This window comes from Clostridium estertheticum subsp. estertheticum (genome assembly GCF_001877035.1).
Taxonomy (GTDB): domain Bacteria; phylum Bacillota; class Clostridia; order Clostridiales; family Clostridiaceae; genus Clostridium_AD; species Clostridium_AD estertheticum.
Map to the genome: position 1 here is coordinate 161,229 of NZ_CP015756.1, position 25,260 is coordinate 186,488.

18 protein-coding genes and 1 other annotated feature are annotated in these 25,260 nt (G+C 30.5%); of the genes, 14 read left to right on the forward strand and 4 right to left on the reverse strand.

Features of this window, described 5'->3' with window-relative positions; genetic code table 11:
- Nucleotides 1–292 precede the first annotated feature (292 nt).
- Nucleotides 293–493, reverse strand: coding sequence for a cold-shock protein (locus A7L45_RS00775; protein WP_071611001.1), 201 nt, complete (start codon nt 491–493; stop codon nt 293–295).
- 188 nt (nt 494–681) lie between these two features.
- Nucleotides 682–1,317, reverse strand: coding sequence for an MBL fold metallo-hydrolase (locus A7L45_RS00780; protein WP_071611002.1), 636 nt, complete (start codon nt 1,315–1,317; stop codon nt 682–684).
- A 244-nt stretch (nt 1,318–1,561) separates the two neighbouring features.
- On the opposite strand from A7L45_RS00780, the gene A7L45_RS00785 reads away from it, so the two are divergent.
- A complete protein-coding gene (locus A7L45_RS00785) occupies nt 1,562–3,361 on the forward strand; it encodes an N-acetylmuramoyl-L-alanine amidase (protein ID WP_071611003.1) in 1,800 nt (599 codons plus the stop codon).
- 102 nt (nt 3,362–3,463) lie between these two features.
- On the opposite strand, the gene A7L45_RS00790 is transcribed toward A7L45_RS00785, so the two are convergent.
- Nucleotides 3,464–5,362, reverse strand: a complete 1,899-nt coding sequence (locus tag A7L45_RS00790; protein WP_071611004.1) for a type I glutamate--ammonia ligase — start codon at nt 5,360–5,362, stop codon at nt 3,464–3,466.
- A 536-nt stretch (nt 5,363–5,898) separates the two neighbouring features.
- Nucleotides 5,899–6,117: a binding site (T-box leader), on the forward strand.
- Nucleotides 6,118–6,248: 131 nt separating this feature from the next.
- On the opposite strand from A7L45_RS00790, the gene ileS reads away from it, so the two are divergent.
- The 12 genes from ileS (at nt 6,249) to A7L45_RS00850 (ending at nt 21,831) form a co-directional block, all read left to right on the forward strand.
- Entirely contained in the window at nt 6,249–9,350 is a 3,102-nt protein-coding gene (gene ileS / locus A7L45_RS00795) for an isoleucine--tRNA ligase (protein WP_071611005.1), read from the forward strand.
- A gap of 261 nt (nt 9,351–9,611) precedes the next feature.
- Nucleotides 9,612–10,610 carry a LacI family DNA-binding transcriptional regulator gene (locus A7L45_RS00800; RefSeq protein WP_071611006.1) on the forward strand — a complete coding sequence of 333 codons (999 nt, stop codon included), beginning with the start codon at nt 9,612–9,614 and terminating at the stop codon, nt 10,608–10,610.
- Between the two features lie 74 nt (nt 10,611–10,684).
- A complete protein-coding gene (locus A7L45_RS00805) occupies nt 10,685–14,764 on the forward strand; it encodes an AAA domain-containing protein (RefSeq protein WP_071611007.1) in 4,080 nt (1,359 codons plus the stop codon).
- Nucleotides 14,765–14,875: 111 nt separating this feature from the next.
- Nucleotides 14,876–15,289 (forward strand): HipA N-terminal domain-containing protein, encoded by a 414-nt coding sequence (locus A7L45_RS00810; RefSeq protein ID WP_071611008.1) that lies wholly within the window; start codon nt 14,876–14,878, stop codon nt 15,287–15,289.
- Nucleotides 15,290–15,426: 137 nt separating this feature from the next.
- Nucleotides 15,427–16,494 carry a mannose-1-phosphate guanylyltransferase gene (locus A7L45_RS00815; RefSeq protein ID WP_071611009.1) on the forward strand — a complete coding sequence of 356 codons (1,068 nt, stop codon included), beginning with the start codon at nt 15,427–15,429 and terminating at the stop codon, nt 16,492–16,494.
- Between the two features lie 219 nt (nt 16,495–16,713).
- A complete protein-coding gene (locus tag A7L45_RS00820; protein ID WP_071611010.1) occupies nt 16,714–17,163 on the forward strand; it encodes a helix-turn-helix transcriptional regulator in 450 nt (149 codons plus the stop codon).
- 55 nt (nt 17,164–17,218) lie between these two features.
- Nucleotides 17,219–17,686 carry a hypothetical protein gene (locus A7L45_RS00825; protein ID WP_071611011.1) on the forward strand — a complete coding sequence of 156 codons (468 nt, stop codon included), beginning with the start codon at nt 17,219–17,221 and terminating at the stop codon, nt 17,684–17,686.
- 92 nt (nt 17,687–17,778) lie between these two features.
- Entirely contained in the window at nt 17,779–17,961 is a 183-nt protein-coding gene (locus A7L45_RS00830) for a hypothetical protein (protein ID WP_071611012.1), read from the forward strand.
- A gap of 448 nt (nt 17,962–18,409) precedes the next feature.
- Nucleotides 18,410–19,486: an efflux RND transporter periplasmic adaptor subunit gene (locus A7L45_RS00835; RefSeq protein ID WP_071611013.1), complete on the forward strand. Its 1,077-nt coding sequence runs from the start codon at nt 18,410–18,412 to the stop codon at nt 19,484–19,486.
- Entirely contained in the window at nt 19,476–20,165 is a 690-nt protein-coding gene (locus tag A7L45_RS00840) for an ABC transporter ATP-binding protein (protein WP_207647769.1), read from the forward strand. The genes A7L45_RS00835 and A7L45_RS00840 overlap by 11 nt, the downstream gene beginning before the upstream one ends.
- A 2-nt stretch (nt 20,166–20,167) precedes the next feature.
- A complete protein-coding gene (locus A7L45_RS00845; protein ID WP_071611015.1) occupies nt 20,168–21,352 on the forward strand; it encodes an ABC transporter permease in 1,185 nt (394 codons plus the stop codon).
- A gap of 65 nt (nt 21,353–21,417) precedes the next feature.
- Complete coding sequence (locus tag A7L45_RS00850; RefSeq protein ID WP_071611016.1) at nt 21,418–21,831, forward strand: hypothetical protein; 414 nt, start codon at nt 21,418–21,420, stop codon at nt 21,829–21,831.
- Nucleotides 21,832–21,958: 127 nt separating this feature from the next.
- Here A7L45_RS00850 and A7L45_RS00855 read toward each other — a convergent pair whose 3' ends face one another.
- On the reverse strand, nt 21,959–23,797 hold the full coding sequence (locus A7L45_RS00855) for a PAS domain-containing sensor histidine kinase (RefSeq protein ID WP_071611017.1): 1,839 nt from the start codon (nt 23,795–23,797) through the stop codon (nt 21,959–21,961).
- A 292-nt stretch (nt 23,798–24,089) separates the two neighbouring features.
- On the opposite strand from A7L45_RS00855, the gene A7L45_RS00860 reads away from it, so the two are divergent.
- Nucleotides 24,090–25,103: a hypothetical protein gene (locus tag A7L45_RS00860; RefSeq protein ID WP_071611018.1), complete on the forward strand. Its 1,014-nt coding sequence runs from the start codon at nt 24,090–24,092 to the stop codon at nt 25,101–25,103.
- The last annotated feature ends 157 nt before the right edge of the window (nt 25,104–25,260 follow it).

Below are 25,260 nucleotides of genomic sequence, written 5' to 3' on the forward strand. Positions count from 1 at the left end.
TTTTAGCAAAAGACACTATTATATTCAAGAAAGTTATAATGTTATTATAAATTATATACAGAGATGTCTTAAACTATTAATAATTATATATAGGGGCTTATTTGACATTGTGGTTAGTTTTAAATACGATAAGTTATTATCCAAGGTAAAACTGAATATGATGTATGAGATGTGATATTTCTTCATATAAGCCTTGCTGCTTGTTTTTGCAACTAAATTAAAAAAAACCTATCACAAGGTGATAGGTTTTTTTTCTATAATATAAATTATTATAGATTAATTAGATTTTGAATTACAATCTAGTAACGTTTGAAGCTTGAGGGCCTCTAGCGCCAGTAGTTATTTCAAATTGGACTTGTTGTCCTTCTTCTAAAGATTTGTATCCGTCTCCTTGAATAGCTGAGAAATGTACGAATACATCCTCTTCTCCTTCTACTGATAAAAATCCAAACCCTTTTTCTGAATTAAACCATTTAACTGTACCTGTTTTCATATAACTTTCCTCCTGAATAAAAAAATTTGTAACATTCATAATATAATTATAATGATACTACACTTTAGTATATTTTTAAATAGATTTTAGAAAAAAATAAATATATTTATCATATTTATAGTAGTTTATATTAAATATGTATGCATTGGAACTAATTAATATAAATGTAAATATAAAGTATTTATCTGTTAAACAAAATTTAATATTTTAACGGCTAGAGAGTCGGTCATTTTATCATCAATTACTAAGGTATTACTACCTGTTTTTGTGGCATTTTTCATATATATAAGAAATTTTTCGATACCATCTAAAGGGAGAGACACCTGGGATGTTTTGTAGTGCATAGGTATAACTATTTTAGGATTTATTTTCTTAGTAACTTGTGAGGCCTCTTTTCCGTCTAGTGTGTAGTTACCGCCTACAGGAACAAACAGTATATCTATAGAACCAATAGCATGAAGATCATCATTAGAAAGGGTGTGACCTAAATCACCTAAATGACACACTGAGTACCCATCCATTGTAAAGGTGAATATTATGTTTTCACCACGTTTTGCACCCTTATTTTTGTCATGATAAGAAGGAATACCTTTTATAGGTATATCATAAATAGTGGACATACCAATCCTATTTACAATTTTATAATTGCTAGTAAGTTCTCTAGTGTAATTATGATCAAAATGTTGATGGCTTATAGTTACAATATCGGGGCTACCTTTATAAATTTTATAACCTAAAGTAGCATCAAATGGATCCGTTAAAATCTTATTACCTTTTGAATCTTCTAAAAGAAAACATGAATGACCTAGCCAAGTGATTTTCATGTAATTCCTCCCTTCTTTAAAAAAAATGTATTTATTTACATAAACTGAAACCATTATTTAAATGGAACGTATCTTATAGTGAATGAATATTTTATAATACTATTTATAATTAAATTATGCCACTATTTATAGAGTAATAAACTATAAAAATTTAAAGAAGCAGATTTTTAATGAATAGTTAAAATATATTGTGAATTATTGTAATGATTTTGTTCAGCAATTATGAGGATTTAGGAGGGATTATATGAAAAAGATTTTTAAAACATTTATAATTATGATTTTAGCTTTAGTTGTGTGTATACCTATGCAAACAATAGCAAAGGCTAGTACAGTAACAAATATGGATTCTAAAAAAGATGTAGTAGTTAGTAAGCCTTGGACAGTAAGTTTTAACAAGGTACTTAGTACAACTACGGTGAACACCACAAATATTAAGGTGCTTTCCCAAGATGGTAATTACATAGATATTAAAGTTAGTTTAGAAAATAATAATAAAAATGTAGTGGTCCAACCAGTGAAAGATTATGAATATAATAAGACATATACTTTAATAGTTACAGATCAGGTTAAGTCTTCTGATGGAAAATTTCTTCCAAGTGAAGTTAGGATGAATTTTACTACTAAAAGTGAACCTGCTAAAAGCGAACCTACAAAACCAAGTGAATTTACTGTATGTATTGATCCTGGTCAATACTATAGCGTAATTAAAGGCTCAAGTGGAATTAAGGCTAAGGATATAAATTTAAGTACAGCATTAAAATTGGGTAGTATACTAAAAGCAAGAGGATTTAATGTAGTGTATACAAGAACTACAGATTCAGTAGCTTGGACTCAGAGTGGTGAAGATGACGCAAAAGCGTTGATAGCTAAGAATGCTAATGCGAACGTGTTTTTAAGCATAAACACCAATGATTCAGATGTAAATACTGCCAATGGAATTGAAACATATTATACAACGGGTCTTAGTAAGAATAAGACGCTTGCGACCTTCGTTCAAGCCGAATTAATAAAAGCAACACAGGCTAAAGATAGAGGGATACAAGTAGGAAGTACTACAATATTAAATAAGACAAGTTGTCCTTCAATAGTAACATATCTGGGTTTCTTATCCAATCCAGCTGAACAGTCATTGCTTATAAGTGCACAGTATCAAAATAATGCTGCAAAAGCTATAGCTAATGGTTTAATGAATTATGCTGGCTTTGCAAATACTGATACTACTTATGACAATACCTTAAAAATATCTTCAATACCAGATATAACAGGTAGTGTAACAGTAGGGGGTACATATACATTACCCAAAACTGTAACGGCAATTATGAGTAATGGTTCAAAACAAACGGTTAGTGTGTCATGGCTTAAATCAGTTGCTACAAGTGTTGTAGGATCCACTACCTACTATGGAACTGTGGTTGGAGCAGTTATTAATGCAAAGGCTGATATTACTGTAAAAGCAGCACCTACTACGTCAAAGTACAAGGTAGTTTTAGATCCAGGTCATGGAGGATATGATTCTGGAGCAGTAGGACCAACAGGCGTTATGGAAAAAACCGTAAATCTTGCCATTGCTTTAAAAGTGGGAGCGGTATTAACGAAAAATAATGTTGAGACAATATACACAAGAAATAGTGACAAAGTAAGCTGGACAAGCAATGTTACACAGAACCTTCAAGCAATATGTGATATTTCTAATAATGCTAAACCAAATTATTTTGTAAGTATTCATGCGAATAGTGCCGATGCTGTATCAGCTAGCGGCACTGAAACTTATACTTATGCGGGGAGCGCAGCTTCATCAAAACTTGCACAAGCAATTCAGACTAATATAGTGAATGCAACTGGATCAACAGATAGGGGAATTAGAACTGCAAATTATTATGTTATAAAAAATACGGATGCTACAGCTGTACTTGTAGAAACTGGATTTATTTCTAATTCAGCACAAGAAAAACTATTAAATAACGCAGCATACCAAACTAAAGTAGCTAATGCAATAGCAAAAGGTATTCTTAATACTTTAGGAATAACAAGCATAACTTATTAATTATTATTTAAATGCTTAAAGTAAAATCACAAAAAACAACCTCAATAGTAAAATACTATTGAGGTTGTTTTTGTGATTAATATTATATAAGTTTAAAATTTATTATATATCTAGTAAATTCTTTTTATAGTTAGAATAACAGAATCTAAGTTCTTCGATTTGTGCATCTAATTGTATTTGTAATGTAGAAAGTTCCTTGTAATTTTCAATGTTTGAAGCTTCGTTTATCTTAGTAAATAGACTAGTTTTAGAATAAGTATCTTTCATAAGAGCATGTCTTAGATCATTAACTTTTTGCCAATTTGCTAAGTCTAAATCTAAAGCTTTTTCAGCAGTGTGAATCATTTTACACTTTCTAATTTCTTCTGCATAATTGTTTAACAATCTATTGTTTATTTCAGTAACCCATCTAGATGTTATTGCCATTCTAAAACTATTTATTATGCTAGTAGTAAATACACCGCCAGTTTTAAGAATTTCAAGTTTAGTTGGAAATTCGTCTAGTGAACTAACATTTTCATAAACAGTTTTAGGTGCTTTACCAAAGTAATCTGCACGCTGCGCTTCAGTATAGTATTCAAATACATCTTCTTCACTTCTGTAAGCTCTATCTTTTTCTAAATAATCTGCGTCGTCTCCTGGTGCTTTAGATAATTCTTTCAAAAGATCATCTTCTGATTTATTATTTTTGATTGCGTATACTATACCATCAAGCATACCCATGTATAAAGTAGATAAAGCAAGGTAAGTATTAGTATGTGGGCATGGAGCGCGAAGTTCAAACCTTGTAGCAAGTGGATTATCAAGATCTCTTATTAATGCGAGTAGTATAGATCTATTTCTAGATGGAACATCAACGCTGTGACCAAGTGATGTTACTATACATATAGGAGCCTCAAAACCAACTTTTAATCTTCTTAAAGAATCATTTGTTGAAGAAACAAATGGGTTTATTACTTCATAATTTTTAAGTACACCCATTACTGAAGCATAACCTAAAGTACTTAGGAAGTGGTTGTTATCGGAATTGAATAAGTTAACTCTCTTTCCACTCTTTAATTTTACAGCGATTCCAATATGAGTATGTTCACCACTGCCGGCTACATCATGAACAGGTTTTGCTAAAAAGTTAACATCTAAACCGTTAATTCTGAATGTTTCTTTTACTAAATTTCTAATGAATAACTCATTATCTGCACATTGAAGAGCATCAGAGTATTTCCAATCTATTTCAAGTTGTTCCATAATATGTGTAAGAGAACCAGCTTCACCTATTTGAGCTTTTACTCCGCCAACTTCTTTATGTCCCATTTCAGGTTCGAAACCATATTCTTGCATTAATAGAAGAGTTTGTTCAAGGGCTGTTCTAACGTTTCCTTTAGTTTTACTCCAATATTGCTCTTTTAGTACTTGAGATGTAGAAAGTTCTTCTATATCAGCCTTATCATTAGGAGTTTTTACCCAAAATTCTAACTCAGTAGCAGATGTGAGCATTAAATTATCAATATCTTTATATTCAAAATCAAAAGAACTTAAAGCAGATGGATTTTCTTTAAGTAAATCAAGAAGAGTTGTTTTAAAAGTTTCAACAGATCTCTTTAGGATTGATCTTGAATCTACTGGAATTTTATCATGTAATAATGTACATGGAACTTTTAAGGTACCTATTGGTAGTTGTGTTTCAGGGTCAATATTTTCATAATTATAATCAATGTACCAATTACAGTCAGCATCTGCAAGCATATCCAATTTAGCATTGTTTAGAGTTGCGATACCTGGCAATACTACAGATGAACCATCAGTTTGAATAACACCATTTGAGAAACCACTGATATCATCCAAAAATATTTTCATTGGAATTCTCTCATCAGTGTCATTACCCGATAAGTCAATACCAACAAGGGAAACGAATTTCACCTCAGAGTGTGCAAGTAGGATGTCTTTAATGTCCTTTTCAGAATGTTTTTCTTTAGGGATTACATAAATTAATTTTTTCAAAATAATAGTCCTCCTTTAAATATATATTTAATTGACATTTTAATTAATAGAATTTTTAATAAAAATGTTTAAATTGTTTGTGATAATTTGAATACACATAGGTATGTAAAATGCATATTAATACATAACTAAATTATAGTAGTAAATAAAATGATTTTATTACAAAAATGAATTTGTGTCAATACAAAACATCAAGAATTTTAATTAATTACGAAATAATGATAGTATTTTGCAAGTTGATGAAAACGTAAATTCATTAAATAAACAAATTTTAAAAGCATTTATATTTTTGTATTCATTTTTAACTAATATTATATCACATATATCTAGGGAAATGTGCGAAATGAATAATCATAGCAGTTATTGCAAGCATTGTATAATAATACTTAACAAATATTGAGGCTTTTATTTTTTAATATGGATCAAAAGATTTAAATAAGTAGTTTTTGAGCATATTAATTGTAAGAAAATTCAAAAACAAATTGACAACAAAAATCCATTATAATATAATGGTAAGAAGTTATATTAATTATGACTAATTAAAAGCTTTGATTAGGAAAAGTATTTAAGCAAGTAACTTAAAGAGAGTGGGGAAAGGTGAAAACCCATAGTGAAGGTTTAAAGAAAATCACCTATGAGCTGAGAGCTGAAAGTTTAGTAAGCTTATCCGTATTTCTGCGTTAAAGAATAAGGTATAATTGTACTTGACTTTATATTTGTGTTATAGGTGGTTTAGCGAATTTAACTTCGCCCTATTAAATAGGGCGGAGTTTTTATATTTAAAAATGTAGTTTCAATTAATATCTAATAAAGGTAAAAACAATTAAGATGAAAAGTTCTACATGTCTAATTGGTTATTATCAAATAAAATTGAAAAAGGAGTTTTATTATGTATAAAAAAATTGATCCTTCTAAAAACTTTATGGACATAGAAAATGATGTACTTAAGCTTTGGAAAGAAAAAGATATCATTCAAAAGAATTTTGACTTAAATAAAGAGGGAAAGACCTTTACTTTCTATGATGGTCCACCAACAGCAAATGGTAAACCACATATAGGTCACGTTTTAACTAGAGTTATGAAGGATTTAATACCAAGATATAAGGTAATGAAGGGATATAATGTTCCAAGAAAAGCTGGATGGGATACTCATGGATTACCAGTAGAACTTGAAATAGAAAAGAAACTTGGAATCGACGGCAAGCCAGGCATAGAAGCATACGGAGTAGAAAAATTCGTTGAAGAATGTAAGGCTAGTGTTTTTAGTTACGTTAATATGTGGAAAGAAATGTCTGAGAGAGTAGGATATTGGGTTGATATGGATAACCCTTATGTAACTTATCATAATGATTATATTGAATCAGTTTGGTGGGCATTAAAACAAATGTGGGATAAAGATCTATTATACAAAGGTCATAAGGTAATGCCTTATTGCCCGAGATGTGGAACTTCTTTATCTTCTCATGAAGTAGCTCAAGGATATAAAGATGTAAAAGAAATGTCAGCATACGTAAAATTCAAAGTGAAAAATGAAGATAAATACATACTTGTATGGACTACGACTCCTTGGACACTTCCAAGTAATGTAGCACTTGCAGTTAATAAAAAATATGATTATGTTGAAGCTGTCCAAGAAGGTGAAACTTTAATACTCTCAAGAGATTTATTAAGTAAACTCGAGGGAGAGTATGAAGTAGTACGTGAATTTAAAGGAGAAGCTTTACTGGGCCTTGAATATGAGCAAATGTTTGATTTCTATACACCAAAAGAAAAAGCTTTCTATGTAGTTCATGGAGATTTTGTAACTCTTTCTGATGGTACAGGGATAGTTCATATTGCACCAGCATATGGTGAAGATGATAACTTACTTGGTAAGAAATATGACTTGCCACTTATTAACTTAGTTGACGTGGAAGGTAAGTTTGTTGACTGTGTTACTCCATGGAAAGGCATTTTTGTTAAAGATGCAGATGCTAAGATATTAGAATACTTAAAAGAAAATAATGTTTTATATAAAGCAGAGAAATTTGAACATTCATATCCACATTGTTGGAGATGTGATACACCACTTTTATATTATCCAAGAGAAAGCTGGTTTGTAAGAATGTCTTCTATGAGAGACAAACTTATAGAAAATAACAATAAGGTCAATTGGATGCCAGACAACGTACGAACAGGGAGAATGGGTAAATTCCTTGAAGGCGTTATAGATTGGAGTATAAGTAGAACAAGGTATTGGGGAACTCCACTTCCAATATGGGAATGCGAATGCGGACATCGTGAACTTATAGGAAGCATAGCGGAACTTAATGAGAAAGGAATAGATGTACCTGGCGGAATAGAACTTCATAAACCATATATAGATAATGTTCACTTAAAGTGTCCTGAATGCGGAAAAACTATGACTAGGGTAGAAGAAGTCATAGATTGTTGGTTTGATTCAGGATCAATGCCATTTGCTCAACATCACTATCCATTTGAAAACAAAGAAGTATTTGAAGCTAATTTCCCAGCTCAATTTATTTCAGAGGCAGTGGATCAAACAAGAGGATGGTTCTATACATTACTTGCAATATCTACTACTGTATTTGATACAAACCCATTTGAAAACTGTATAGTACTAGGCCATGTATTAGATAAAAACGGACTTAAAATGTCTAAACATAAGGGTAATGTGTTAAGTCCATTTACGATTCTCGAAAATCAAGGCGCAGATGCTCTTAGATGGTATTTCTATACAGCTAGTGCACCATGGTTACCATCAAGATTTTATGAGGGTGCAGTTATAGATGCACAAAGAAAGTTCATAGGAACACTTTGGAATGTATACTCATTCTACATTTTATATGCTGATATTGATAATTTTGACCCTACTAAATATGAAAGCTTTGAATCAGTTAATATTATGGACAAATGGATGATGTCAAAATTAAATTCATTAGTGAAAGATATAGATGAGCACTTAACTAACTATAGAATAACTCAAGGAGCACTTGAACTAGAAGACTTTATTGAGGAACTTTCTAATTGGTATGTAAGACGTAATAGATCAAGATACTGGGTAGAGTCACTTACAGAGGATAAGATAGGCGCTTATATGACGCTATATAGAGTTATCACAACTTTTGCAAAAATATCTGCACCATTTATACCGTTTATAACAGAAGAACTATATCAGAATTTAGTAGTTGCTTTTGACAAAAAAGCGCCAGAAAGTATCCATTTATGTGCTTGGCCTGAATATAGAGAAGATCAAGTAGATAAGGCATTAGAAGAAGAAATGGATGTGGCTTATAGAACTGTTAAATTAGGAAGAAGTGCACGAAATGCTGCTAATATAAAAAATAGACAGCCACTTTCTAAGATGCTTGTTAGTTCTAAATCTCTTCCAGAGTATTATGGACAGATAGTTAAAGAAGAACTTAACATTAAAGAAGTAGAGCTAGGAGCTGATATTTCTAAATATGTTAAATTTGAAATTAAACCTAATTTACCAGTACTTGGAAAACCATATGGCAGATTAATACCTGGTATAAAAAAAGCTATTGGCGCAATGAACCAAATGGAACTTGCTCAAACTATAAATAAGGGTAATGTAGTTACTATCGATGTAAATGGAACTGAAATAGAATTAGATAGTGAGAAATTACTTGTTACAATGCAAGGACTTGAAGGATATGCTTTTGCTGGCGAAGGCGAAATGGGAGTAGTATTAATAACTCACATAACTGATGAGCTTAAAGAAGAAGGAAACGTACGTGAAATCTTAAGCAAAATTCAAAACATGAGAAAAGAAAGTGGTTTTGAAGTTGCTGATAAGATTACAATATACGTATCTGGAAATGAAATGCTTCAAAATGTAATAGCTAAATTTGAAGATCAAATTAAAAAAGATACTTTATCTGTGGAAATTCTATATAACAAAGATAGAGAATACAAGACGGTAAAGATAAATGGTGAGGACTTACAATTAGATTTAGTTAAGTTATAATTAATAATAGCAAAAGGGAGTATGTGACGAGTGCCACATACTCCCTTTTTATTAGCTGTAAAATTTGGATATAATCTATAAAATTAGGAAATAAATAAGATAAGGTTACGATTAAGGAATATATTAACTGGCAATAATAAAAAGTATAGGTTAAGATTACTGTATTGGGACATACTTTAGTGTAAGTTCGTATTATAGCTTGAAATGAAAGGGTTTTATAAGTATAATGATAAGATAAGAAAATAGTAGGAGTTGAAAAATATGGCTGCTTCAATAAAAGATGTTGCAAGAGAGGCGGGAGTTTCTATTGCAACAGTATCAAGAGTATTAAACGACATAGATGTTGTAAATGAAGACACCAAGAAAAAGGTAAAAGACGCTATAAAAAAATTATCATATAGGCCGAACATAGTTGCAAGAAGTTTAAAAACACAAAAATCTAGTACAATAGGAATAATTATACCGGATATATCCAATCAGTTTTACCCTGAAATAGTTAGGGGTTGCGAGGATGTAGCTAATATTTATAATTATAATATTATGCTTTGTAATGCAGATTTAGACGTAGAAAAAGAAATGGAATCTTTAAGAATACTTAAAGAGAAAATGATAGATGGAGTTATATATATGAGTAATTCCATAGGGAATAATGTAATAGAATTAATAAAAGAATTAGAAATGCCAGTGGTTCTTGTAGAGACAGCAGATGAACAGGGTATATTCCCTAGTGTTGCTATTGATAATGTAATGGCAGCAGCGGATGCAGTAAAATATTTGGCAAATAAGGGAAATAAAAATATTGCATACGTAGGGACTTCTATAGAAAAAGTAAATGCATTATCTCAAAGATATACAGGCTATACAAAAGGACTTTCAGATATGGGAATAACTCTTAATAAAGATTTAGTTTATCATGGTGGAGTTAAGGCTAGAGACGGGTATACAGGAATTAATGTTATATTAGATACAGGTGCCCAGGTGGATGCTGTATTCTGTGCTAGTGATGAAATAGCTATGGGAGTAGTAAATGCATTAAGAGATAAATCTATTAATGTCCCAGAAAAGATAGATGTCATGGGTTTTGATGATATTTATTCAGCTTCAACATTTTATCCAAAGCTTACCACCGTATCTCAACCAATGTATGATATGGGTTCTGTTGGTATGAGAATGCTTATAAAATCTATAAACAATTTAGTAGTTGAAGAAAAACATTTTGTATTACCTTATAGAATAGTGGAGAGAGATTCTTGTAAATAAATATAAGTCTTATTAAAACTACTTTAGTTTTAGTAAGACTTTTTACATTTTTAATAAATTGGAGGTAATAAACCTTGAATATTAATGATAAAGTAGAAAAAATATTCTCATATTTACTCAGTATTAAAAATATGAATCAAAAAACTATAAGAAATATAAATGAATATGAAAAAGTATATTGGGAAAAAGAACTCCAAGATATTAGTGGATGTACTTTTAATATTGATGATAATAAAGATTATTGGTTAAGTATAGATGAGAGGGCAGAAAAATTATATAATCAATTTCAAAAAACATATTTACAATTAGAAAAAAACAGTGAAGACCTAGAGATAATTTGGTCAAATGGATTACTAAGTTGGGAAAAAGAGGATAAAAAAATAATTCATCCTATCTTTACTACTAAAATGGAGATAAAATTTGATTCAAAGAAAAAGAGATTCACTTTAAAACCATATAATAATCAAACAAATGTGGAACTTGAATTTTTAAATGAGTATTTGGAGGTAAATCTAGATAGTTTACTAAAAATTAGAAATAAAGCAAAAGATATGGCTTTAGATGTAAGAAATATTAAAATAGCTTCAAAAATATTTGAAGAGTTAGCTATGCTTTTAAATTCTTATACTAAGGATGTCTATATTGATGAGCTAAGTAGTGATTCTGATATATTAACTAAAACTAATATACAATTTTATAATGCACCTTGCATAATACTTCGAAAGGTTGACACAAGACTTTGGAATATGGAATTAAATGACGTGTTATCACAAGTAAGAGCAGGATACCATATTCCTAAAACTGTAGAGGCCCTTGTCTCGGAAGAGGAAATAACGCAAGACGATCAGACTTTTAATGAATGGAAGGAAGTAGGAGAAGACGTATTATTTCCACTACCTGCAAATGAAGAGCAAATGGAAATAACTAAAAAACTTTCTGAAAACTTTGGCATAGTTATACAGGGGCCACCAGGTACTGGTAAAAGCCATTCTATTGCTAATTTAATATGTCATCTTTTGGCTCATGGCAAAAGGGTATTAGTGACAAGTCAAACAGATAGGGCACTAAGGGTATTGTCTAATAAAATACCAGAAGAGGTTAGAGCATTATGCATTAGCATACTAGGAAATGATACTAAGTCTCTGGAAGAATTGGATGAGTCTGTTAGAAAAATAACAGAAAGTTTATCTATGGACACTAAAGAATTGCGTAAGGAAATAAAACTTTTAAAATATAAACACAATAATTGTGTTGAGTCGCAGAAAAGGTTATATAAAGAGCTAAAATGTATTGATGACAGAGAGAATGAAAAGATAGAATATGCGGGTCAAAAGTATACACTGATGTATATGGCTAAGTGGGTTAAAGATAATGAAGTTAATCATTCGTGGATAGTAGATAATCTTGATTTTAATAAAGAAAAACTCTTAACTTCTGAAGAATTTAAAAGGCTAGTTACATTGTCATCTGTGATTACAAAACAGCAAATAGATGAAATAGATAACATAAATAAATACATAGCGATACTTCCAAGGGAAGAAGAGTTATGTGATGATATCGAGGAACTAATTAAACTAGGGCAGCAAAAACATATTTATGAAGATGATATTAAGGACTTAAATAGTGTAAGTTCTATAGATTATGGAAATAGAAGATTACTAAAACTGGTAGATGATGCAATAGAAAAATTCGAGGGTTTTGATAATAGCTGGTTAGGTAATGTTATGAAAAGTTATTACTCTAATAGTGAGCAACAAGGTTTGTGGCAACAATTAGCACATAAAGGTAATGAATATATAAAAGAGATAAGTAAATTAAAACAAGAATTAAATAATCATAAATTGGAGTTGCCATCAATCATTGATATAAACACATTTAAAAATGATTTTGGTATTATAGCAAAAACAATTAACGAAAAAGGTAAACTAGGAGGTCTCTTTAAAATACTTCATGGGAATCTTAAATATATATTCGAGGGCTGCAAGGTAGATTATGAGTGTATAAATACAAGCGAGCAAATAATTGTGGTTGATTTATATATAAAACTGCAGCTAGTAGAGAGAGAACTTAAAAATATTTGGAATAACACAGTAAAAGAATATGGTGGAAAACTTATCGATGATACAAATTTAAATTATGTAAGTGAAATAGTAGATGATATTAAGAAGATTTACGAAATTATTAATTGGGACAAAACCTTTAAAAATAACATAATTAATTTTTTACCAGATAAAAACTTGAATGGAAAGAATTCAACCAGTGATTCTTATTGGTATGATAAAGAAACTTATGTTCATCTCAAAAATGAGTTTGAGAGTTTAAAGCACATAAATAGATATAATAAATTAAACCTAAAAATGGAAGAAATAAAGACAACCTTTAATAATGATGGCTCTTTAGGTAAATTACAACATGCTATAAATATAAGAAGCTTAAAGGGTGTACAAGCTATTTATATAGAGATCAGAGAACTAATGCAGATAGCCCATAATGCGTTAGAGTTAAAAAAATTATGTTATAAATTGAAAATGTGTTGCCCCCTATTACTTGAAAATATTATAAATGATGAAGATAAAACCATAGAAGATTTAGAGAGTTTAAGTTTTGAAAAGGCATGGACGTGGAGAAAATGGAATGACTATTTACAAAAATTAGAAGAGGTTGATATAGAAGTATTAGAGAAAGATATTGCCCGGGAAAAAGGTAAAGAAAAACAAATTATAAGAGATCTTGTTTCTAAAAGAAGTTGGTTTAATCAAATAGAGAGGACTACAGAGGCACAGAAACGAAGTCTATTTACATGGATGGAAGCTATAAAAAGGATAGGGAAAGGTACGGGTACTCAGGCAGTAAAGTATAGAAAAATCGCACAAAAGGAAATGGATAATTGTAAGGATGTAATTCCTGTATGGATAATGCCAATAAATAGAGTTATGGAGAATTTGAAGCTAACAGATAATTTGTTTGACGTTATAATCGTAGATGAGAGCAGTCAAAGTGATATATCGGCTATAACCGTTTTAATGAGGGCTAAAAAGGCGATTATTGTAGGGGATGAAAAGCAAATAAGTCCTGAAGCAATTGGAAAAGATCATGTTATTGTTGAAACACTTATAAGTACTTATTTAGAGGATATTCCACATGCTGAGTGGTTTGATTTAAAGACAAGTTTGTATAATACTGCCTTAAGAGTATTTCCGAGCAGGTTATTACTAAAGGAACACTTTAGATGCGTACCAGAGATAATTGGATTTAGTAATGAATTGTGTTACTCCAATGAAATAATACCTTTAAGGCGAATAGAAGAAAAAGAAAAAGTTGGACCATTTATAGTAACGTCTAAAGTGATAGGCGGATATAAGGACAAAACCAAGGCTATAAATGTATTAGAGGCAGAGAAGATCGTAGCACAGATATTAGAGTGCTGTAGTAACGAAAGGTATAAAGGCATGAGTATGGGGGTAATATCGCTTCTAGGAGACGTCCAAGCTGAATTAATACTAAGTATGTTAGTGGATAAACTCGGTATGGAGGAAATTTTGAAGCGAAGGCTTATATGTGGAGATGCATATTCATTCCAAGGTGACGAGAGAGATGTAATGTTCTTATCTATGGTTATTGCAAACAATGCCAAATTTGCAGCTTTAACTAAAGACTCTGATATAAGAAGATTTAATGTAGCAGCTAGCCGTGCTAGAAATCAAATGTGGTTATTTCACTCAGTAGATTTAGAGGACCTTAATGATAAGTGTGTTAGATATGCTTTATTAAAATATTGTATAGATGAGAATGAACCAAAGGGAGAGATTAAATCTGAGAAACATTTATTATTAAATGATTTTGAAGAAAATATAGGAAGACATATAAAAGAAAATGGGTATAAGATTACACCAAAAGTTAAAGTAGGAAAATATATTATAGATTTCGTTGTAGAAACAGACTTGTCTATACCTTCTAGCGATGATTTTTATAAAAAAATAGCAGTGAAATGTATTGGAATGACTGGCGACGAAGATTATGACTGGAAAAAACAGTATGAAATGCAGATGTGCCTCGAGAGAGTTGGATGGGAGTTTTATAAGATACGTGCTAGTGAATTTTATAGAAATCCTACATTAGTTATGGAGAAGTTGATTAAAAAATTAAGAAATTAAGGTAGATAAGAAAATTAGTATTGCTTGAATTTTTATACTAATATTTGTTATATAGTTATAACCATAACAATATAATAATACTATAATTTTTTTAATAAGAGGGTGAGAAGAATGACTTGCAAATCTGGAAGTACAATATGTATGATGTGGAAAAATAAAGAAGGTCAATCATTTAATGTAGGGGAATTAAGTAAAAAAACTGGAAAGTATTATTTTAGATATGACATTAATGGTGTGGAAAATGCTAAAGAATATGGATTTTGTCCATTGCCGTATTTCCCTAAAATAGATGCAAAGTATTTTAGAGAAGAATTATTTAGAACATTCTCGAAGTATATACCAGGTCATGGTAAAAAGGATAAAACGTCTATTTTAAAAGAGTATGGCCTTGAAAAATATGACGACTTCGAATTGTTAAAAAAAATCGGAGACAAAATGCTAAACGACAACATTGAATTTATTTCGCCTTTTGGTGAAGAAAAAACTGTTTTGGATGAAGAACATAGTGCTTTGGATGAAAAATAAATAAAAATGTTAAAAGCGTGTAAAATGAAAATATACTTTTTATTTTACATGCTTTTATTTTTTTGACATAAAAATTGTTCTCACAACATAGACATGTAATTCATAAAATAAAATGAGTAATAATTTGGGGTGGTATTTTGTTATACGTACTAATCTTAGCAGGTGGAAAAGGAACAAGACTTTACCCTCTATCTCGTGCCCAAAACCCAAAGCAGTTTTTAAATATTATTGATAATAAGAGCTTTTTAAGAAGCACTGTGGATAGAATAAAATGTTTGGTTAGCAATGAAAATATCTATGTAGTTACTAATGAAGAGTACTTTGATAAAATTTGTGAGGAACTTCCAGAGATTAAAAAAGAAAATATATTTGTAGAACCAAGTAATAAAGAGACCGCTACGTGTATTGGTCTATCTGCCGCGAAACTATTAAAACTAGACAAGGAAGCAACCATGATAGTGTTACCCTCAGATCACTATATAGAAAATGAAAGGAAGTTTAAAGAAACAGTATTACAAGGAGTTGAAATTGCAAATAAAAAAAGAGGTCTAGTAACCATAGGGGTACAGCCCACAAGAGCAGAGACTGGTTACGGTTATATAGAAATGGGCGATAGGGTAAATGCAGATATGCCTACATTTAGAGTAGAGCGATTTTTAGAAAAACCTAACTCAGAAGTAGCAAAAGATTTGCTTATAAAAGGTAATTTTCTTTGGAATAGCGGTATGTTCGTATGGAGAGCAGATGTGTATTTACGTGAAATGGAAAAGTATTTACCTAAGATGTATAAAAGATTAATGACCATATATCAATCTTTAGAGACTGATGAAGAAAGTAATGTAATAAAAGAACAGTATAATGAGATTGATGGGATATCAGTAGATTTTGGTATAATGCAGAAAACCAGAAAGGCATTTGTTATAAAATGCGATTTTGTATGGGACGATATAGGGACGTTTGCAGCACTTTCAAGATTTCTAAGTAATTTACGTGGTAATAATGTTTTGGGTAATACATTTATGGAAGAGAGCGAAAATTGCTCAGTATTTGGTAAAGATAGATTAATAATTGGTTTTGGTATAAAGGATCTTATAATTGTTGATGCGGGAGATGTAATACTCGTAATGGACAAAAATAAGGATCAGGAGATTAAACATTTAGTTAATGAACTTAAAGAAAGTAAAGAAACCGAGAAATATATATAAAACATTTTAATAAGCTCCACTTGGGTGTTCAGGCCTAGGTGGAGCTTTTTATCTATCCTTTTATATAGAAGATTAAATTTAACCCTAATCATTTAATTTAGTATATTTAAAAAAAGTTGCCAATATATCCTTATGGTGTATAATTACACTATAAGGATATATGCATTCTGAATATAAAATACAGTCAATATTAAAAACTAATTGAAAGGTGATGCATTTATGACAAGGATTGAATTTATAAAAAAAGTGGATGAGAAAGTAAAGCTTATAAGAACCGAAAAAGGATATACACAAGATAAAATGGCAGAAATACTCGGAATTTCTAAAAAAACACTAGTGCAAGCGGAAAAAGAAAGAAGTAGTTTGGGTTGGGCAGTTGCGATTGCAGTATGTGTTATCTTTAGAGATAGCGAGATATTGGAATTAACTTTTGGAGGAGATGTTGAAGACATTATTCATTCATTATCATTTCCAAATAACGATAAAAAATACATTCCAACACTTGGTGGGAGAATATGGTGGAAAAATATAGACACTAAAAATGGTTTCACAGTTCAACAAAATATGATATCAAAGCATTACAGAATTTTGGATAACAATCATAGAAGAATATGTTTTTCTTTTGAACATGAATATATAAATAAAAGGCTTAAGGAGCTTACCGACTAATATTAATAAATTATTTAATTGAATTTTATAAACATAAATAAGGGGAGGTTATAAAATGGAAAACAAGAGAACCTTAATAACTATTTTATCTGTTGCAACGGTTATTTTATCTGTTGCGAATGTTATTACCTGTATGGTTTTGAATTTTTTCGATTTAAAAATGGGAGGTCCAGCAACAATAAGAAGTGTGATTGTCACATTTTCATATATAGCAATTTGGATTTTCGTTTTAATAGTTGGCAGAATAATTAAAAATCGTGGAATTGTGAGGTATTGTTCGGCACTTTGGATTATCACGCTATTTATTGCTACATTAACGGTATATATTAATGCTACAGGAAATGCTGCTACTTGGGCACTACCTCTTGTTGTTTTATTTCTTTGTCCGTTGTGTGGAATCGGATTTTTTGTTAGTAGTGTTCTATATCAGTCTATCATAATTACAATTATATCTTTAGTGATGTTAATTATTACTGTTATATCGGCTAAGAGCAAATTAAACTTAAACATAAGGCCTCATTAATAATATTCATATTCGAGTTTGGCAATTAATTGAACATTAAATGTCAATAAGGTATAATATAGTATATATTATAGCGGTGAGGAGTGGAAAAAATGACAGATAAACAAAAATTAATAATTTTATTAGATGATTTTGAATTAGGATACACCGATGAAGATAATAACATTGTACTTAAGGAAGGCAATGAAAATGTAATAGGTCGAGGTGGCTACGGGGCTACATTTATATTTGAAAAATATAATTCTTTTGATGCATTAAAGATTCATAAAGAATAAATAAGGTTATGACTAAAAGATTATTTATATAGGGTAGCTTAGTTATTATACTATTATCAATTAGAAGCTGAAAGGCTTCTTTTTTTGTTTCGTATATTTTTAATAACACTACAGATTTTTAACAATAGAACAAATATTGCTAAGGATACTACCAGAATATCACTGATTAACTATGAAGAAGTATTCAATCCCAGGAGCAGCTATATCTATATGTACAAACCTTTCTCTGCAATGCTCACAAATATTATTCCGTTTAGGAGTCAAAAGGTACGTTATAAGACTTTTGTATTGTTTTATTCTAAAATACTAGTAAAATAGTAGAATGTTGATATGTGAGCACTTATTGACTCGTGAATATAAAAATTGTAAAAACAAGAGAAATAGAGTAAAATTGTATTAAGATAACAGTTAAGTTTTTTACTTAATATGCATTTATGGGGGGAAATATATGAAAAAGAAACATATTATTTTTATTAGTATTATTGGTGTAATAATAGTAGCTGGAATTATTGGTTACGCAGCTAAAAACAATAAAGGTTCAGCAGGTAATAAAGGGAAAGCAGTAGAGGTATATACGATACCGGCCAAAGACAAAATATTCGTAAATGGTATCGTTGTTCCTGAAAAAACGGAAAATATATTTCGAGATGAAACAAAAGGAACTATAGATAAGGTTTCGGTTACTAATGGACAAGTAGTAAAAAAGGGAGATTCTCTTTTTACATACAAAAACGATTCGGTTACAGATCAAATAGATAAGGAAAACCAAAGCATTACTAACAATGATAATCAAAAGAAGAAATTAGTTGATAAAAAAGCAAAGCAGAAGGGAGAAACACCCGTAGCGGCTACTGAGGCTAAATTAGATGGATATCAAGAGCAAATAGATACTGTGCAAACTTTAATCGATACTTCCAAGGATGTAGTCGAAAAGTTAAGAGATAAAGAATACACTTCTATAAAAGCTCCGATAGATGGAAAAGTAATATTAAGTGATTCTAAAGATATGACAAAACCATATATTGTAATAGAGTCTACTACAGTTTATGTAAAAGGTAATATTAATGAAAAGGATCAAACAAAGATAAAGGAAAATCAAAAAGTTGATATACTTATATTCGCTATAAATAAAACCATAACTGGAAAGATAAAAAGTGTAGGGAATAGTCCAGCTACGCCAGATGTAATGGCTGGGGCGCAAGGGTCTACAGGTGGAGCTTCTGCTGTATCTTATTATGATGCAAATATAGCACTTGATTCTCAAGAAAATGTTGTAAATGGGTTTCATGTACAAGCAACAGTGAAGCTTGAAGGAGAAGGCGAGATGAGAATACCCAAGAGTGCAATACTTGAGGAAGATGGAAAGCAATACGTGTTCAAGGTTGTGGATAAAAAGTTAAAAAAACAAATAATAACTTATAAAAAAGCTACAACACCTGAAGTTGTTGTACTTACTGGGTTAAATGAAAATGACAGTATAGCAAAATCTACTAAAGATATGAAGGAAGGTATTTCTGTTGAGTAATCTTATTGAGTTAACAAATATTAATAAGTATTATAAATTAAAGGATTCTAAATTACACGTATTGAAGGATATAAATTTAACTATAGAGCAAGGTGACTTTGTTATGATAATGGGAAAGTCAGGTAGCGGAAAAACTACGCTTTTAAATCTTCTTGGTTTCCTTGACCATTTTGATAATGGAAAATATGAATTTAATGGCAAGGATGTTACTCATCTTAGTGAAAATGAAAGATCAGAACTTAGAAATAGTTATCTGGGATTTATATTTCAACAGTTTCATTTGATAGATGCTTTAAGTATTGGTCAGAATGTTGAACTTCCTTTGCTTTATAAAGAAGGTACTGATATACCTAAAAAAGAAAGAGCTCGTAGGGTAGAAAAATATTTAGAGACTGTAGGATTGCTTCATAAAGAGAAGCAATCACCTTCGCAATTATCTGGAGGACAGCAACAACGTATTGCAATAGCGAGAGCTCTCATTAACAATCCTTACTTGATTTTAGCTGATGAACCAACAGGTGCTCTAGACAGTAAAACCAGAGAGGAAATTATGAATATACTAAAGAAACTTAATGAAGAAAATAAAACAATAATAATGGTAACACATGATGATGATTTAACTAAATATGCTAGCAAAGTAATCCATTTAAAAGATGGAGAGATAACAAAGGTGGATTAGATATGTCTATAATAAATTTAATCAAAACTTCGGTATACAGTCTAAAATCACATAAATTGAGAGTTTTTCTCACAATGATAGGAATAATTATTGGCATAAGCTCTGTAATAACTATTATGTCAGTTGGTAATGGGCTAAAGGTAAAAATGAATGAATCTATGGCAGACACGAGCGCAAATAAAATAAATGTTAATTTTGAACCAGAAAACAAGGATGTGGATTTAACCTTGATTGAATCCTTTAGTAAATCTGATCCATATTATCTTAAAACAGTACCTGGAGTAGAGAAGGCTGAGGCATCAAAGGATATGGGTGGGATGGGAGGATTTACATCAGGCGACGCTACGTATTTTGATAAAAAAACATACATTACGCTAGAGGATTATGATGGTAAAGAAATAAATGTTAAGTATGGTCGTTCTTTTAAAAAAAGTGAAAATGATAAAAAGTTAATTATATTGGGTTATAAAGTAGCAGAAAAACTTTTTAAATCTCCAGAAAAGGCTATAGGTTGTGGAATAACAGTAAATGGAGTTATCTACGAGGTAATAGGAGTTAAGCAAGAAGAGGGTGCATTTTCTCTAACGGGGGAAACAAGTTATATTTCAAAGGAATCAAAAGAAAATATGAATACAGATACAACTATTTCAAGCTTAGATGTTTATATTAAAGCTGGTGAAGATAAAGATAAGGTTTTTGAAAACGTAAAAAATGAGCTTGTTAAGGTTCATCCTAATTTAAAAGGCGAGTATAAGCTTCAGGATCCTCAGGCAGCGACTAAAATCTTTGGACAAATTATTGGTTATTTAACTGCTTTCATAGCGTTGATTAGTGGTATTTCCTTATTCGTTGGGGGAATAGGTGTAATGAATATAATGTATGTTTCTGTAACTGAGCGGAAACGAGAAATTGGTATACGTCGTGCTATTGGGGCAAAACCTAAAAGTATATTACTTCAATTTCTTATAGAAGCGATTATGGTGACAGGGCTTGGTGGTTTACTTGGCATATTATTTGGATTTATATTTTGTAAAATAATTGGTATATTTATGCCATTCCCTCCAGTCATGAGTGGGGCAAGCGTTATAGGAGCAACTGCAATCTCCGTTATTATTGGAATAATTTTTGGAATTATACCAGCAATTAATGCATCGAAAATGGATCCAATTAAGGCGATTTACAATTAAAAGTTAAATTTTGGCGAAAGTCATTATTATATTATTTTAAAAATATATTTATCGGAGGTAAAATTATGGAAAATGTTCAAAAACCAAAAGTAGGCGCAGGTATAAAAACAGTATCAATTATTGAATTAGTTTTAATGGGTTTTATGGCAATAGGTCTAATCACTAGTTTATTTATTACGGATAAGATTAAAGCTATCAGTAAAGCAGCAGGGGTACCTGAAACACCCACTTCAACTATAGTTATCAGTTTAGTAATTGCATTACTAGTAATAATAAGCGTTATTTTAATTTTAATGAAGAAAGAATTGGGAATATATATGTATTTTATTGCTACAGTAGCAAATATCGTATATTCAATTGTAACTACTGGATTTAAGCCAGCTATAATTCTTTCATTGATACTTCCTACACTTATGGGGATATTTATTTGGAAGAAAAAAGAAATTTTTAGTACTGAAACTAAAAACATAGAAGTATAACATTAATAAATGTTAGAGATATGAATTGTACCCCCTTTAATGGACACAACAATAAAAGTTGTAAAATCCATTTGAGGGGGTATTTTTAGCTTTCATATCAAGTCTATAGCTATTCTCTTTAACAGTTTTAATCGTATATGTCTGAAAACTCTATCTGTAGCCTCTCTATATCACTTATTTTAGCTATATTTGCATCTAAAATAAACGGTTGATTCTCTGGTAAACCTGTCTCAGGAAGGTCTATTATAAATTCACTGCCACTACCATATTGGCTCTCAACCCTAATTGTTCCGCCATGCATCTCAACAAGAGATTTTACAAGAGAAAGACCGATGCCACTCCCCTCTCTGTCTCTTGAAAGAGATTTATCTACCTGTACGAACCTTTCAAAAATAGACGATTTCATATCAGTAGGAATTCCAACACCTGTGTCCTTTACAGATACCGATATACCCCAATCTTTCTCTGTAATGCTCACAAATATGTTCCCTCCTAGCGGAGTGAATTTTATTGCATTTGAAAGAATATTTAATATTATTCTTTCAATTTTATATGCATCACAAACCATTATTTTATCTTCAATGTCAGTATCAAAAATAAGTTCCAACCCCTTACGTTCAGCGTAAGCGGTTACGGACAGCGTTATGTCTTCAATAATAGATACAATATTTTCATTTTTTAATCTAAGATTGAAATATCTTGCATCAATTTTGGTAATATCGATTAAATTATTTACTAACCTTAACAATCTATAACTGTTTTGCTTCATTATTTTATAATATTTCTTTATTTTCATTTCGTTTTTAACGGTAGGGTGATTTGTTTCATCCAAACTTAGTAATTGCAATGCGCTAAGAAGTACATTTATTGGTGTTCTAAGTTCATGGGATATATTACAAAAAAAATTATTCCTTAACTTGTCATATTCCATTGCATCATTTATAAGCTTGTTTTGATCGGAAATTTTCAACTTAAGATTCTCAGAGATTTTACGTTCTGAAATATTTCTTACCACACTAAGTATGCACCAATTGCCCTCATATTTAATAGCACTAGAGTATATTTCAACATCTATAATACAGCCATCGTATTTTATAAATTTTTCTTCAATTAAAGGTGCTGATATCTTATTATCTAGTATATTTTTAAATCTTTTAAGTACAATTTCACGATATTCATCGGGGACAACATCAAATACGCTTTTACCTATAATATCTCTAAAATCATTAAGACTCACCAAGTTCTCTACAGCTTTATTTACAAATATGGCTTTATAATTTGAATTTATGATATATACTCCCTCATGAATGTTATTTAGAATGTATGAAAGTTGCTGTTTGGCTGACTTATGATCAGCAAATTGTATATTTGTGTTCGCAAGTAGCAAAGTTGATTTCATTCTTTCACATTCAAAATGCCATTCGATTACGCTTTTTTTTATAAACATACTAAAAAAATCTAATCCTACAAAAATGCAATCATAAGGAATATTAACATATTGTGAAAATTTATGAAGTCTTTCTAAACTATCATCACAAATGCCTGTATCTAGGAATTTAATTTTCACTTGTTCTTTATCAAAGCCTAAGATTTCAATGTTTTTTTCCCAATTTTTAAGCCAACCTGGTGTAACAAGGTATGATTTTTCACTTATAAAATGAGCGATTATATCTCTATTAGTGAATAATTCAAAACAGTATTCAAGTCTATGTATTTTACATTTTTCACTATCAAGCACCATCTTATTTAAACTTGTACAGCATTTACCACCAATAATAATTATTTTATTACAGGTTGATTGACAACTATTAATTGCTTCTAACTGCTCATTATGGCCGGTATTTCCATAGATACACGCTGGTGTAAATTCTAAAATTTCGACATTCTTAATATTATTATCCTTTATTATAAATTTAAGTTCTTCAGAGAAAATTTTACAAATAATTATTCCTAATTTTTCATCCATTATTTACTTCACCCATTCTAAAATATATTTATCTTTTTTATAACATTCCTTTATTATACCTTAAAAGCAATATAATGTAATGCATATTGCTATATTTATTTTTGAAATATAAAATATAAAATGAAAATGTCACACCAACGAATGAAAGTAATTATGACTGATAAGTAATATTCATATTATAGTTACAAAATACACGAAAGTAACATGTTGTTGACACATTGTTGACATAAGAGGTGCCTATAATAAAAGTATAGACATTAACAAAAAAATAAATTAGTGAGGAGCAAATAATATGAAAAGTGTAGCTTTAAGAACTAAAATAATAACTGGAATAATAACCGGAGGCATGCTTTTATCCTCTGTTAGTCTAGCTTTTGCAACAGGTATTAAATCAACAAAGACAGATGTGAAGACACCTTCAAAAATTGAGGTTAAACAACCTAAGGCTGATGCACTAAAAGCTAGTGAGCAGGTTCAAAGGGATGCGCAGAGACAAAAAAATTTAGATGCTAAATTAGCAAAACTCGTAACTGATAAAACTATAACTCAAGATCAATCAGACAAAATTAAAGCAGCTATAGCTACGCAGGAAGCTGCAAACAAAGTAGAAAAGGAAAAGACTAAAACTATGACTAAGGCAGAGCGCAAATCATATATAGATAGCAACAAGACTACTCATATAAGTGCTTTAAAAGCTCTTGTAGATGCAGGTACTATAACACAGGCTCAAGCTGATAAAGTAGGATCTTTCGGTGCAATAGGTGGTCCAGGTAAACACGGAAAAGATATGAAAGGTGGAGTTAAGCTAGAATCAATACTTAAATTAGGTGTTAGTTCAAATATTATTACGCAGAGTGAAAGTGATAAAGTGTTATCATATGAAAAAACTAAAACCACAGATAATAAAATAAAAACTAATGTATATAAAGACTTAGTTGATAATAACATATTGACTCAGGCAAAGGTTGATGCTCTAAAAGCTAATGAGAAGGGTCAAATGGATACTCAAAGGCAAGCGAAAATGGAGACCAAATTAGCAAAACTTGTAACTGATAAAACTATAACTCAGGATCAATCAGATAAAATTAAAGCAGCTATAGTTACACAGGAAGCTGCAAACAAAGTTGAAATGGAAAAGACTAAAACTATGACTGCTGCAGAGCGCAAATCATACATGGAAAGTAAAAAGGGTACTCATATAAGTGCTTTGAAAGCTCTTGTAAATGCAGGAACTATAACACAGGCTCAAGCTGATAAAGTAGGCCATGGTGCTAACAATCATATGGCAGGTATAAAGATTAAATAGTTAAATTTGAAAATTAAATTATAAGTAAAAAGAGCATACGACGGGAAACCTGAGTATGCTCTTTTCTTTAATTTCCTTAAGAATTACTATTTTGATAAATGGTGGGTATGCTCTACAATGTTGCAAAATATCTTTACAAAACTGTTTGAAAGCTATA

Excerpts from the sequence above, each read along its gene's own strand:
- A7L45_RS00835 (WP_071611013.1), top strand. The coding sequence starts at position 18,410 with ATGAAAAAGAAACATATTATTTTTATTAGTATTATTGGTGTAATAATA.
- A7L45_RS00785 (WP_071611003.1), top strand. The coding sequence starts at position 1,562 with ATGAAAAAGATTTTTAAAACATTTATAATTATGATTTTAGCTTTAGTT.
- A7L45_RS00775 (WP_071611001.1), bottom strand. The coding sequence starts at position 493 with ATGAAAACAGGTACAGTTAAATGGTTTAATTCAGAAAAAGGGTTTGGA.
- A7L45_RS00800 (WP_071611006.1), top strand. The coding sequence starts at position 9,612 with ATGGCTGCTTCAATAAAAGATGTTGCAAGAGAGGCGGGAGTTTCTATT.
- A7L45_RS00830 (WP_071611012.1), top strand. The coding sequence starts at position 17,779 with ATGACAGATAAACAAAAATTAATAATTTTATTAGATGATTTTGAATTA.
- A7L45_RS00825 (WP_071611011.1), top strand. The coding sequence starts at position 17,219 with ATGGAAAACAAGAGAACCTTAATAACTATTTTATCTGTTGCAACGGTT.
- A7L45_RS00850 (WP_071611016.1), top strand. The coding sequence starts at position 21,418 with ATGGAAAATGTTCAAAAACCAAAAGTAGGCGCAGGTATAAAAACAGTA.
- A7L45_RS00845 (WP_071611015.1), top strand. The coding sequence starts at position 20,168 with ATGTCTATAATAAATTTAATCAAAACTTCGGTATACAGTCTAAAATCA.
- A7L45_RS00780 (WP_071611002.1), bottom strand. The coding sequence starts at position 1,317 with ATGAAAATCACTTGGCTAGGTCATTCATGTTTTCTTTTAGAAGATTCA.
- A7L45_RS00810 (WP_071611008.1), top strand. The coding sequence starts at position 14,876 with ATGACTTGCAAATCTGGAAGTACAATATGTATGATGTGGAAAAATAAA.
- A7L45_RS00820 (WP_071611010.1), top strand. The coding sequence starts at position 16,714 with ATGACAAGGATTGAATTTATAAAAAAAGTGGATGAGAAAGTAAAGCTT.
- A7L45_RS00860 (WP_071611018.1), top strand. The coding sequence starts at position 24,090 with ATGAAAAGTGTAGCTTTAAGAACTAAAATAATAACTGGAATAATAACC.
- A7L45_RS00855 (WP_071611017.1), bottom strand. The coding sequence starts at position 23,797 with ATGGATGAAAAATTAGGAATAATTATTTGTAAAATTTTCTCTGAAGAA.
- ileS (WP_071611005.1), top strand. The coding sequence starts at position 6,249 with ATGTATAAAAAAATTGATCCTTCTAAAAACTTTATGGACATAGAAAAT.